General features: G+C 45.6%; 10 protein-coding genes. 3 read left to right on the forward strand and 7 right to left on the reverse strand.

Annotation, left to right across the window (positions count from 1 at the left end; genetic code table 11):
• Nucleotides 1-39 precede the first annotated feature (39 nt).
• Nucleotides 40-2319 (reverse strand): Ig-like domain-containing protein, encoded by a 2280-nt coding sequence (locus tag B2Q61_RS16200; RefSeq protein WP_290617666.1) that lies wholly within the window; start codon nt 2317-2319, stop codon nt 40-42.
• Between the two features lie 168 nt (nt 2320-2487).
• Here B2Q61_RS16200 and B2Q61_RS16205 point away from each other — a divergent pair, with 168 nt between their 5' ends.
• On the forward strand, nt 2488-3825 hold the full coding sequence (locus B2Q61_RS16205; protein ID WP_290617668.1) for a dicarboxylate/amino acid:cation symporter: 1338 nt from the start codon (nt 2488-2490) through the stop codon (nt 3823-3825).
• Between the two features lie 58 nt (nt 3826-3883).
• Here the strand turns inward: B2Q61_RS16205 and sohB are convergent, their stop codons facing one another.
• Nucleotides 3884-4885, reverse strand: a complete 1002-nt coding sequence (gene sohB, locus B2Q61_RS16210) for a protease SohB (RefSeq protein ID WP_290617670.1) — start codon at nt 4883-4885, stop codon at nt 3884-3886.
• A gap of 100 nt (nt 4886-4985) precedes the next feature.
• The gene (locus tag B2Q61_RS16215) at nt 4986-7352 is read right to left on the reverse strand and encodes a VolA/Pla-1 family phospholipase (RefSeq protein WP_290617672.1); all 2367 of its coding nucleotides are present in this window, start codon (nt 7350-7352) and stop codon (nt 4986-4988) included.
• 238 nt (nt 7353-7590) lie between these two features.
• Here B2Q61_RS16215 and B2Q61_RS16220 point away from each other — a divergent pair, with 238 nt between their 5' ends.
• Nucleotides 7591-8334, forward strand: coding sequence for a YciK family oxidoreductase (locus B2Q61_RS16220; protein WP_290617674.1), 744 nt, complete (start codon nt 7591-7593; stop codon nt 8332-8334).
• 101 nt (nt 8335-8435) lie between these two features.
• On the opposite strand, the gene B2Q61_RS16225 is transcribed toward B2Q61_RS16220, so the two are convergent.
• The 3 genes from B2Q61_RS16225 to B2Q61_RS16235 all read right to left on the reverse strand — a co-directional run bounded on the left by B2Q61_RS16225 (nt 8436) and on the right by B2Q61_RS16235 (nt 11927).
• On the reverse strand, nt 8436-8960 hold the full coding sequence (locus B2Q61_RS16225; RefSeq protein ID WP_290617676.1) for an H-NS histone family protein: 525 nt from the start codon (nt 8958-8960) through the stop codon (nt 8436-8438).
• A 104-nt stretch (nt 8961-9064) separates the two neighbouring features.
• Nucleotides 9065-10501: a phosphomannomutase CpsG gene (locus B2Q61_RS16230; RefSeq protein ID WP_290617678.1), complete on the reverse strand. Its 1437-nt coding sequence runs from the start codon at nt 10499-10501 to the stop codon at nt 9065-9067.
• A 1-nt stretch (nt 10502) separates the two neighbouring features.
• On the reverse strand, nt 10503-11927 hold the full coding sequence (locus B2Q61_RS16235) for a mannose-1-phosphate guanylyltransferase/mannose-6-phosphate isomerase (RefSeq protein ID WP_290617680.1): 1425 nt from the start codon (nt 11925-11927) through the stop codon (nt 10503-10505).
• Nucleotides 11928-12129: 202 nt separating this feature from the next.
• Between B2Q61_RS16235 and can the strand changes: the two genes are divergently transcribed.
• Nucleotides 12130-12771: a carbonate dehydratase gene (can, locus tag B2Q61_RS16240; RefSeq protein ID WP_290617682.1), complete on the forward strand. Its 642-nt coding sequence runs from the start codon at nt 12130-12132 to the stop codon at nt 12769-12771.
• 19 nt (nt 12772-12790) lie between these two features.
• On the opposite strand, the gene B2Q61_RS16245 is transcribed toward can, so the two are convergent.
• Entirely contained in the window at nt 12791-13324 is a 534-nt protein-coding gene (locus tag B2Q61_RS16245) for a hypothetical protein (RefSeq protein ID WP_290617684.1), read from the reverse strand.
• Nucleotides 13325-13334: the final 10 nt, after the last annotated feature.

The raw sequence follows: 13334 nt of genomic DNA on the forward strand, positions 1-13334 counted from the left end.
AAGGGAGCTGAATCAGCTCCCTTTTTTTGTGCTTAACAATTAATCTGCTATCGCACAACTTCCAGCTGAACCTAATGGGTTAGCTGGTGGCCTGGATGTTTCAGTTGTAAGATCCTCAGAAGCAACTGGCAAACCATAACTTCTGGATGCGACATTTTCTGTTCCTGCAGCAAAACCGCTTACCTGCAATCTAACATCGATCCATGCGCCATAGTCTTGTGGATAAGTTATGATAAATGTCGCTATCCCGCTCTCATCGGCAGTTACTGTCTGGGGCGCAGCCGCAACGTTTCCTGGAGTTAACTGACCGTCACCATTCGTATCTTCTCCAGTACCTGGAATAACGGCTCCATCTGAATCAAAAAGCGGGTCAAGTATGCCATTTAGATTTGCATCTTCATTGTCACAATTTGCTGTAACATTAGTCACCCATTGTTTAAAAGCTGCTGGTGCTGGTGGGCTCTCAACCCAAAAACCCTTACGGTAGCCTGTTGGAACAATGGCAACATTTAAAGCTTGATTAGAAACAGGGTTACCAGAGCTGTCTGTAACTATAATTGAAAATTCTTTTGAATAAGTACTGTCAGATGGCTTTTTAATCACGTTGCCAGTACCAAAACGGAAGAAGAGTGTCCGCTCACCAACTGCGATATCTGTTTCGTCAAAAATCCCATTATTTGCAGCTAGAGAAGCACGTATCACTAAGTTTTCACTGTCAACACCTGCGCCTGTGGCGGCATCTGCGGTGAACACGGTAGACGCGATCCCTTGAGAGTTTGTTTGTGCAGTACCCGTGCTGATTACACCACCAGCAGAGTTATCCAAAGAAAAAACAACCATTTCGTTTTTAACAGGATTATTTTTATTATCCCGCACAATTGCTCGAATGGCGCTAGATTCACCAGAACCTACTTGAGCCGGGAATGCCTGAGTTTCAATTTTTGTTGGATTATTCGCAACGAACTCGACCACTTTGTTAGAGCTCACCTGATAATCATCTTCATCTCCACCTAGCGCGCTAATTGTCGCAAGTCCGGCAAACTCAGAACGGATAAAAGCACTCGCCTTACCTTCAACGTCAGTTGAGTCAGTATATGTCACACCACTTGCCAAATTATCTGCTGTATCAGCGATAGCACCACGGGTAGTGTTAAAGACAACGGGTGAAACAGCCGGCGGCACGCCGTTAACTTTCCACTCCACTATCACTTCTTGAGCACTACTAACAGGAACTTCCTGTATCGGATCGCCTGGTAAATTTCCGTCGGTATTAACCATCGCTAAAAACGAAAACTCATCAGCACTGATGTTAATAGTGGCACTGCTTGTTACACCCAATGCAGTAACCGTCAGAGTATCGGTGCCACTGTTGGTAGCAGTATAGGTAAGGCTGGCTTTACCAGCGCTACCGACTGTAACAGGGCTAGTATCACTGAGCGTGTTTCCCAATGCCGAGACCACTTCGATTTCAGTGCCCTGAATGCCGATATCGTTTGCGTCGGTAAGGAACAAATCAATAGCTGAGGTATCAGCTAATACTACAGAGATTGGTGCTGCAATTTCAATATTTGTGCCGACAACCGCAACAATTAATTGAGATGTTTGCTGTTGTACCCGTGCAGTAACCAATACATCACGGTTACTTTTATTGGTTTGCGATGTCAAGGTTGCTTTGGCTACGCCATTTGCGCCGGTCACACTATCAATCTGCACTAACTCACCGGAATCAGAAGAAAACGTGACTGGCACATCAGCCAACACGACATTATTCGAATCACGAACCAGTGCCGTTAATTCAACTTTGCTCGACGCACCGGTGCCCAATTGCAATGTATCGGCGATAAGTGCTACTGAGCCAATAGTAATATCAACCTGCTCACCACCGTCTCCTGCAGAATTAAATACCGCACTGGCAGAAACTTCACCAAAGGTTGCCGTTACCTGACCTGCCCCGGAACGATTGCCCACGTTCAGTGGAATCGTTGCTACACCATCAGCGTTGGTTGACGCTGAGCCGGCATCATTACCCAGTGTGGCAAGCCCTTCACCAGACACTTCAAAACTGATCAGTCGATTGGCGACATTGCCATCGTTGGTTGCACTTAAAGTTGCGGTAACCACCAAAGGCGTGTCTTGCGATAAGTTATTTGACTCGGTACCAGCTGCATTGGTCAGGGTAACAGCAAGTGTAAACACCGGAGTGTTGCCACCTGAACCACCACCTGTCCCGCCACCGCTGTTGTCCAAGGTACCGCCGCCGCCGCAGGCGGCCAGCGATGTAATCATTAATGCAACAAGTAGTTGCCGGATGTTTCGCATGAAAACTCTCCCTAGCTGTTTTTATATATAGTTTTTGTTAATTGCATCTTAAACCATTAATTATCACTACGTCACAGCAATTTTTAAAAAAATTTTTATCAAGCCTGCCCAATAGCCCTGCAAACTGATAGTCTTGTGCACATTCAACACTGATATATAACTAAAACAATGAGCAATAATAAAAAGATGGGATTAACTGCCCGTATCGTTATTGGCATGATTGCCGGTATCTTAGTCGGTTTCTTTTTTAAAGCTATTTTAGCCGGACAGGAAGAGCGGGTCCTGACTTTGTTTGGTATGGCATTGCCACTTAAAGCCTTTTTTGTAGACGGCGTCTTCCATGCTGGCGGTGAAATTTTTATAGCCAGTTTAAAAATGCTTGTTGTACCGTTAGTTTTTGTTTCACTGGTTTGCGGTACCTGTTCTTTATCGGATACTTCTACATTGGGACGACTCGGTGGTAAAACGATTGGCTTGTATCTTATCACCACCGCGATTGCCATTAGTCTGGCCATGACAGCGGCATTAGTGGTTGGTCCTGGTAAAGGTGTAGAGCGCCAATCTGATGCCAATTTTGACGTATCAGAAGCCCCCTCGCTTGCGCAGGTATTTATCGATATTTTTCCCAGTAACCCTATTGAATCAATGGCTCAGGGCAATATGCTGCAAGTAATTGTCTTCGCGGTATTATTTGGCTTAGCCATGGCGCTTAGCGGCAAGCCTGGTGAAAGGCTGGCTGCCGTGTTTAATGACCTGAGTGAAGTGATAATGAAACTGGTCACCATTCTGATGAACCTGGCCCCTTATGGTGTGTTCTTCCTGATGGCAAAGTTATTTACCACCCTGGGTTTTGAAACAATTAAAAGTCTGGCAATGTATTTTGGGGTAGTGCTGACGGTACTTATTATCCACGGCTTGCTCAGTTACAGTATTATTTTGAAACTATTAACCGGCTTAAATCCGTTTATCTTTCTGCGTAAGATGCGCGATGCAGCATTGTTTGGCTTTAGTACCTCCAGCAGTAATGCGACCATGCCGGTTACGATGGAAACCGTGACAAAGAAACTGGGCGTTAAAAATAGCATCGCCTCTTTTACTGTGCCATTGGGTGCCACCATTAATATGGATGGCACGGCGATAATGCAGGGTGTGGCTACGGTATTTATTGCCCAGGTTTATCTGGTTGATCTGACTATTGCAGATTATCTGATGGTTATTCTGACTGCGACACTGGCCTCTATCGGCACTGCAGGTGTCCCTGGGGTTGGCTTGATTATGCTGGCGATGGTATTACAGCAAGTTGGCCTGCCGGTGGAAGGTATTGCCTTAATCATTGGGGTCGACAGGCTGTTAGATATGACCCGCACCGCCGTAAATGTCACGGGTGATGCCATGGTTTCTTGTATCGTTGGTAAAAGTGAAAAGCAATTTGATCAGGCGACATTTGATGATATCAATGCTGGTATGAAAGACGAGAAAGTTGATTTCCATCATTTACGTCAGTAACACGTGGCAGAGTAAAAAAACAGGCCTGGACAGGCCTGTTTTTTTATCCGAAAGATACTTAGCGCAGCCAACTCTGTTGCATCAGTTTCTGCCACCAGAGCGACAGCACGTTTGCTGAACCCATACCCACTTTCTCAGCCAGGCCTTTTTTCAGCTGATACGTTACCTTAAACAGCCGATGAGTTGATAATTTAGTCATCAGATAATCGTCACTGGTTTGGATCAGGTCAACTAATTGTAAGTCCAGGGCCTGATAGCCAAACCAATGTTCGCCCGTTGCAACCCGCGAGACATCGAGCTGTGGTCGATGCTGCTGTACAAAGCTTTTAAACAAGCCATGGGTTTGTTCAAGCTCCTGCTGAAATTTCTGTCTGCCTTTATCGGTATTTTCACCGAACAAGGTCACCGTCCGCTTAAACTCACCTGCCGTAAACTGTTCAAAATCAACGTGATTTTTCTGCAACAATTTGTGAAAGTTTGGCAGTTGAGCAATTACCCCGATTGACCCTAATATCGCAAAAGGTGCGGCAATAATTTTATTACCGATGCACGCCATCATATAACCACCACTTGCAGCAACTTTATCTACCGCCACAGTTAGAGAGATATTCTGCTGACGTAGCCGGTCAAGTTGCGAGGCTGCCAGTCCATAACCATGTACTACTCCACCCCCGCTTTCCAGACGCAAGATAACTTCATCATTTGGCTTAGCGATAGCGAGCACGGCGGTAACCTCTTCCCTTAATGACTCCGTCTCCCTCGCATCCATGGATCCGTTGAACTCAAGCACAAATAAACACGGTAACTCTCCGGGCTGTTGTTTCAGTTGCTTTTGCTGCGCTTTCTGCCATTGCTTAAATGCTTTTTTATCCAATAACCGCTGTTGTAATTCTGCCGTTTGCAGCCGGTAATGTTTACTTAAATCAGTAAACTCCAACTGGCCCTTTTTGATTTTCGGTTTATGGCTGGCATTCACCACAATGCCCACAATTAGCCCTATCGCAAAAACAATAGTGGCCGCTTTCGCCAAAAACATGCCATATTCCATTAAAAATGCCAAAGTGTCGCTCCTGTCTGATCGTGTTACTTTATTCTATCCGGATTAATAAAAAGAAAAAGCCCGGCGCAGTAAGCAGCCGGGCTTTGTTAAGCTTTTTGGGTTAGTTTCCGCTTGCTAACACAGCAGGATTAGATACTACCAGGCTCTGTCCTTTGCTTAAGAAAAAGGTCACGCTCTGACGCTGCATTTCCTGCGTTGCCGCCAGGCTGGCTGCAGGGCTCAGAATTGAACCATGATCACCTTCAGTGAAGCGGGCAATAGCATTGATTCCATTAAGTGCTACATTACCAGCACTGGCAGGCACTGAATCCGCGCCTAACAAGCGGGCCAGTGGCTCAGTGCCAGCTAGAGGCATTTTACCAGCGGCTAATGCTGCAAGTGGATTAAAGTCACCATTGGGTATTACCTGATCTGGCAGGTTACCGTCACTATTACCCACTACTTCAATCATATATACCGGCGTTTCACTATTAACCAGGCGTTCCGCATAGTTATTCGGGTCACCGGCGTCTGTTACTGTTTGGGCAGCAAAAGCGAACTGGCTTAATGCAGCCGATACGCGCGCTTGCTGTGCGGCATTAGCTGGATCGGCTAACGTCGTCAGATAAGCATTAACTACCGGCGCTGCACATGCAGGGTACGTAGCAGCAGTTTCAGCTGCAGGTACGCCACACTCAGTATTGCTTGCGACATATGTAACAAAATGCTCGGTCGTTGCACCACCGGCGCCTAACATAACGCTGGCTTTAATCAGTGGGCCGAATGCCGCAGAATCAAGCAGGAAGTTTGCTACCGCACCACCCGGCATTGCCAGCGTTGCTGTTTCAACACTGTACAGCGCATCCAGCTGCGCACTACCGGTACTGGTATTTGCCAGTGCTACCATAGAAGTCCCGGTTATACCACCTAGCGAATGACCTAAAAACTGAACCTGACTGCTATCTAAATCAACACCCTGCGCAAAATTGAGTGCTAAACGTAACGCTAGCATGTCTGCAATACTCTGGCGCAAGTTATCCCGGGTTACCAGTAAATTGCTCAGGTTCATGTATACCGTCGCGTTTCCGCTACTGGCATTTAACTGACCAAAGCCCCGGTCACCATGTAACGGATGGTCAATGGCCACTGTCGCAAAACCTTGCGACGCCAGTGTACCGGTAATTGCCAGCATATCTGAACGCTTTGAGGTAATGCCGTGTTGCAGGATGACAACGGGCCAGCCGGCAGCAGGCTTGGTAATCACATTTTCATCCGGCACCGTCATCTGTACATCAACGGTCTGGTAACCGTTAATTTTAGGAATGGTGTTAAATTTAGTTAAATGCCGTGCAGAATCAACGCCTAAATCACGTAACGCGCCACCACTGAATGCCTGACAAGCGCCATCGTTTTCAGAAACTGGCGTCGCTGGTTTCATCTCAGGTGGTAATGCCGCAATAATGGCACCACTGTCACAACGAGCCATCCAGCGGGTGTTCAGGGGTGCAGTTGGATTAGCTTCGCTGGGCATACCTAAATAATAAGGTAAGTTGATTGTTCCCGTATAGTACCGGGTGATAGCAAACGCCGGATCGCCAGCAAAATTAGGATTAAGTTGCGATACGGTTAAACCAGTATTATTGACAACCAATGGTGACGGGCCATAACCGGTTGGCGTAGGCGAGGCCATTAACTGTTTTAAGGTAGAAAGCACGGCACCAACAGATTGCGTAGTGATAGCCGCAGTGTAAATAATGTTGTCTTTATTAAGGCCCTCATCCCTGACAAGAGCATTTTCAAAACTGTTAATTACGCCCTGTAAAGCACGTTGAGAATCAGTAGCAAGCGGTAAAGTTGCTATGTCCTGCTTTACTAATTCATAAGTTGTCGACGGCTTAACAGACTCACCATTACTATCCTGTAACACATTGGTCAGAGCCAACAAGTAGGTTGTGGTATTTTCCAACGGTTTTAACGGAATAACCGCAACACTGTTACCACGCGCGGCAGTAATGAAATCCTGACCAAATACCAGCTCTTCAACTATCTGACAGGCCGCACCACGTGGCACCTCCTGACAAGCCGCTTCCGGCGACATCGGGTCACCCATTAAGGCTTTAAATAATCTGACTGCACCAGGGGTCTGCGCCGAATCTGCATTTAAGGTAGTTCCTGCCTGGAAACTGAGATCAATCGCGAAAGGGTTCTGAGTTGACCAGCCATCAAGCGCACCTAAGGCTACCTGCGGATTGGTATAATCCGGGTTAGCACCGCTATCGAAAGTTAACGTACCATCGGTGGTGCCCTGAAATAGTAAGTCATTTGGTACTGATACCTTACTTGCGGTTGGGTCAAATATAACTCTTGATGCTGGTAAAACCGTTCCTCCCGGCTGCGCCGCTTCTTGTTTTAAATCTTCTAACGAATCACCACAACCAGCCAGGCCGATCGCTGCCGCAACAGCGATACTAATAGCAAGCTTTTTCATAATCTCTCCCCGTCCTAAACGCTTTATTTTTTTATTACAAAGCAAAACCTTGCTTTGATTATTACGAATTCTTTTCGTTTTAAGTGGCTGTTCTTACCGAACAGCTACGACCAGTTAAAGTTAACTCAAAGTCTGACAGATCGCTAGCGCAAAAATACAGTTGGTGGCAAGAAAGATGCAAAATAATTATTTTACGCGTATGCTTGCGCCGTTTTTTAACATTGACAGGTTAAATTTTATGGATAACTACACTACCCCAGCTGACGCACTGCATAGTAAAGTTATTTTAGTTACCGGCGCTGGCGATGGAATTGGTCGCTGCGCCGCTCTGACTTATGCCAAGTACGGTGCATCGGTTATCTTACTCGGTCGAACGGTTAAAAAGCTCGAAGCAGTATACGATGAAATTATCGCCGCTGGTGGTCCTGAGCCAGCCATTGTGCCGCTCGATTTAAAAGGAGCAACAGCCAGCCATTATAAAGACATGGCAACGACCATTGAGCGTGAATTCGGAAAACTTGATGGTGTGCTGCACAATGCAGGATTGCTTGGTGTGCTAAGTCCGTTTGAACACATTAATCTGGCCAGCTGGCAGGACATTATGCAAATTAATGTTACCAGCGCAATGTTGATGACCCAGGCGTTAATGCCGGTATTAAAAAAAGCACCGGCGGCTTCTGTGGTGTTCACTTCATCAGGCGTTGGCCGAACCGGTCGGGCATATTGGGGGCCTTATGCAGTATCAAAATTTGCGACCGAAGGTTTAATGCAGGTTATGGCCGATGAATATGCTGACAGCTCTATTCGGATAAATTGTATTAACCCAGGTGCGACCCGCACTGCCATGCGCGCTAAAGCCTACCCTGGAGAAGATCCGCTGCGTTTAAAAACGCCCGAACAGCTGATGTGGGTATATTTATATTTAATGTCTGATGCCAGTAAAGCTGAGAACGGCAAATCACTGGATGCACAACCGAAATAATTAAAAAAACAGCTGCAACCAAAAAAACCGGCGTTAATGCCGGTTTTTTTTACTTCTTACCAACCTGTTATTGTCGATAATAACAATAAGCTTCTATCTGCCTAGCGTTTCTCTAATATCTCGCCGCCGTTTGCCACTGCCCATTCATTCCATATACTAACTTTGCTATTAAAATTATCAACGGCCTGAGCTGTCGCATCGGCAATAAGCTTATCGATATCTTTGGCAAACTTTTTATCGACATTGGCCAGCGGTACCACCTGAATACCACGTTGCTGCAAGCCTTTTTTCATGGTGTGGGTGCGTAATAGGTGCAGTTGACCATTTTCAACATAGAAGAACTGACTGTCTTTATTTATCGTTTTAAATTTCGGTTTTACTGGCCTTTTTGAACTGCTGCTTTCACCACTGTCTGCGACTACAACATCACTGCTCTGTTTGTAACCAAGCTGTTCCATTGTGTAACCCTGAGCTTTAGCCATGCCCTCAAGTTGCGCAATTAACTCAACCTCTTGCTGGCGTTCTGCCAGCACCCCATTCAGGGTTTCAATAACCTCGGTAAGTTTAACCAAGTTTAACTCTTTGGCAGCCTTTCTTAACTCTTTCTTGTCTAACAATAAAGACATAATTCGCTCCTTTATATAAAATTTAATAAAGAATAAGCAATTTAGACGATTAAATAAAGCCGCCAGAGCATTTAATCTCAAGATATAAAAAGAAAAAATTGATGTTATTCAGGCTCTGTTAAGAAAAGCGTTAACTCAGCTGTTTTTTGCTGCATCAATTTAATATCACCCTGAGTTTCAACATTTAATCTGACCACGTTTTCAGTATTAGAAACGCGAAGATTGAAGCGCCAATCAGCGAATTTCATACTTAACCCATCGATATCATCGACTTCAACGGCCAATGGTGCATAGTGTTCCGCTAAATTAGCAATAACCTGCAGAGGATCCGCAATATTAAAATTTAATTCGCCGGAAGAAGGATAGTCAGCAATCATCTGCTGTACCAATTGTGACAACTTTTTACCTGATAATGATAATAACTCTGCCACAAGTAACCAAGGGATCATACCACTGTCACAATATGAAAATTCACGGAAATAATGATGTGCACTCATTTCCCCACCATAAACTGCATCTTCTTCACGCATTCTTTCTTTTATAAAGGCATGGCCTGTTTTACTGCATATTGCTCTACCATTATATTGCTGACATATCGCTTCAGTATTCCAGTATAAACGGGGGTCATGGATAATTTTGGCGCCGGGTTCTTTTTTCAGAAAAGCAGCAGCCAGCAACCCCACTATATAATAACCTTCAATAAAATGACCTTGCTCATCAAATAAAAAACAACGATCAAAATCTCCGTCCCAGGCGATACCAAAATCAGCCTGATGATGGCGAACGGCATCCGAAGTTGCCTGACGATTCTCAATCAACAAAGGGTTGGGAATACCATTAGGAAAGCTGCCATCAGGCTGATGATGCACTTTTATAAAATGTATTGGGATGCCATGTTCAATAAAAGCCTGCTCAATGGCGTCCACGACATGACCTGCAGCGCCATTACCCGAATTTACCACCAGCTTTAGTGGTTGAATATTAGTGGGGGTGATATAGCTGAGTAAATGCTCAATATAGGGTTTCAGAATACTGCTTTTCTGATAGGTTGCCTTGCCAAACTGCCATTTTTGGTTAGTGAAAACCGTTTCACTTTGCAGTTTTAACCTTGCGAACGCTGCCGGCTCGAATAATTCAGCTTGCAACCGTGCGGTTTCATCACGAATGGCGACAAGCCCGCTGTCACCACTTATCGGCCGGGACTGAGCCCTGACTAATTTCATGCCATTATAGTCGATAGGGTTATGGCTGGCGGTCACTTCGATGGCGCCATCAATAGCCAGATGTTGTGCCGCGAAATAAATTTCTTCAGTCCCGGTCATACCTAAATCAAGCACTTCAACACCTTCCGTCAGCAATCCCAGGGTCAGTGCTAATTTCAGTGACTCTGAGCTATGACGGATGTCACCACCGACGGCGACAGTACCAGGTTTAATGACTCTGGCATAAGCACGACCAATGCTGTAGGCAATTTGTTCATTTAGCTCCTCACCAAGTTTGCCCCGAATATCATACGCTTTAAAGCAGGATAACGCGTTCATATTACTCCCGGCCATACTTATCGGCAAACCGCACGATATCGTCTTCCCCGAGGTAACTCCCTGACTGAACTTCAATTAATTCCAGAGGAATTTTGCCCGGGTTTTCCAGTGAATGAACCACCCCAATCGGTATAAACGTCGACTCATTCTCGGTTACCATAAATTCTTCATCACCGTTTCTGACCAAAGCGGTACCACTTACTACTACCCAGTGCTCTGCCCGGTGATGATGTTTTTGGACCGACAATTTTGCCCCTGGCTTTACCGTTATATGTTTTACCTGATAGCGTTTTCCCTGATCAACTGAATCATATTTGCCCCAGGGCCGGAACACTTCGCGATGCAAATCCACTTCGCTGCGCCCATAACTTTGTAGTCGTTGCACAATACTTTTGACTTGCTGAATGTTATTTTTATCTGCCACTAACACGGCATCTTTGGTCTCCACCACAATCACATTGTCTAAACCAATTACTGCCACCAGTTTCTCTTCGGCATTAATATAGCTGTTACGGGTTGCCTCAAGCATCACATCACCCCGACAGGCGTTGCCCTGGGCGTCTTTTGCCATCACGTCCCACAGCGCATCATAACTGCCGACATCACTCCAGCCGGCGTTCAGTGGCACCATCACCGTATTATCAGATTTCTCCAGCACGGCATAATCCAGTGAGTCGGCCGGGCTTGCACTAAATGCCTTGTTGTCTACTCGAACGAAATCTAAATCCTCACTGGCACTGGTCACCGCCAATCGGCATGCTTTAACAATCTCTGGTGCAAATTTCTCAAGCTCAGCTAATAAGCTACTGGCTTTAAACATAAACATACCGCTATTCCAGCAGTATTCACCTGAGGCCAGATAATGTTCAGCTGTTTTTTTATCAGGCTTTTCTTTAAATTCAGTTACCTGGTAGGTATTTGGTATTTGATCAATATTTTGCTGACTACGCCTGATATAGCCATAGCCCGTATGCGCAGATACCGGAACTATGCCAAAGGTGACCAATTTACCAGCTTCTGCTGCCAGCTTTGCTTCAACTACCGCCTGCTGAAAGGCAGGAATATCCTGGATCACATGGTCGGCTGCCAGCACGAGCAATACCGGGTCTTGCTTATTGTCCTGTAACTGCATCGCCTGTATGGCAGCTATCGCGATAGCCGGGGCAGTATTGCGGCCAACCGGTTCCAGCATGATGCAAGCGTCACTGATATTAAGCTCGCGTAATTGTTCGGCTACCATAAAGCGGTGATCTTCATTGCATACCACTAACGGCGGTGACAACTCATCAAGGCCCTTCAGCCGCAGCAAGGTGTTTTGCAGCATACTTTTTTCGTTAACTAATGATAGAAATTGTTTAGGTTTTTTTGCGCGAGACAAAGGCCAGAGCCGGGTACCCGACCCGCCAGATAAAATTACCGGGATCATTGCAACTCCTTGCGATACTTTCCATAAGAAAAAATGACTGACATGGCTTAGTATAGTCAGCTTTTTCGGCAAACGTCACCCCGAATATTACCATTAATATCAGTAACAACCTTAACTATCGGAACTAATTTGGGGTGGTCGGTGCTCTTAAATAAGGTAGAATCAGCTATCTTAACGCGACTTTTTTGCAGGATTCAGTGTTATGCCAAAATTTAAAGATTTATTTATTAACAATAAAAACTGGGCGGATCGGATTGAGCGTGAGCAACCGGGATTCTTTAAACAATTATCGGAACAACAGGCACCAGAGTATCTATGGATTGGCTGTTCAGACAGTCGGGTTCCTGCCAATGAAATTGTCGGGTTGTTGCCTGGTGAACTGTTTGTTCATCGCAATGTAGCAAATTTAGTGCTGCATTCCGATATGAACTGCTTATCGGTGCTGCAGTACGCTATAGATATCCTTAAAGTTAAACACATTCTGGTTGTGGGACATTATGGTTGTGGTGGGGTTAAAGCGGCCATGTTAAAGCAACGGGTTGGCTTTGTTGATAACTGGTTACGCAACGTAAAAGACGTTTATGCTATGCACCGCGAAGAAGTAGACAGTTTTGCCGATGATAATGAGCGGCTAAACCGGTTAATTGAGCTTAATGTTATGGAGCAGGTCCGTAATTTATGCCATACCAGCTTTGTGCAGGAAGCCTGGGAGCGGGGACAGCCCCTCGCTATCCATGGTTGGGTTTACAGCTTACGCAACGGCAGAGTTAAAGACTTGCGAGTCAGTCATTCGTGTGCCGACAAGATTGATGACATCTATACGATGGACCCCATTGAAGACTGACATCGATGCCGTGAGCCTGTTATTTAAAAATAATTTCCTGTGGTGCAACCGGCTGATATACCGCACTGTGCCCTGGAACCCATTGCTCGTTCTGTAAATAGGTCGAGCGAACTTCCAGACTACCGTCAGGCATAATTTTGCTGTGCGATTTAACCTGAGTAATGCCGTTCTGATTGTTTTCAACATTTTCCAGCGCGGTAATTTCCCCACTTTGCGGATTAAACTGCATCGTGCCGTAGGTATAAAAACCGGCAGTGGTAAAGTAATAGTACGCCAGGCTATTTTTAGCTTCGTCCCAGAAAATAAAAGATTCGCCGCCATACTCACCATGATTGATTGAGTGGACGGTTTTTATCGCCTGACCATTTAATGCTCTGAACCAGTGAGAACGGTCTATAACCGCTTTGCTACTGCCTGGCTCGGCAAGGTTACCCTGCCAATATTGCCCCAGATAGGGTCTGAATACTTCCAGTTTTGGATGTAATGCTGCCGTTTCTGCCGCCGAAATAGCTGCGCCAAACAGCATACTGCAAAATAACAGCAATATTTTCATAACCATTTTC

It is taken from the genome of Arsukibacterium sp. UBA5043, assembly GCA_002415085.1.
Taxonomy (GTDB): Bacteria; Pseudomonadota; Gammaproteobacteria; order Enterobacterales; family Alteromonadaceae; genus Alishewanella.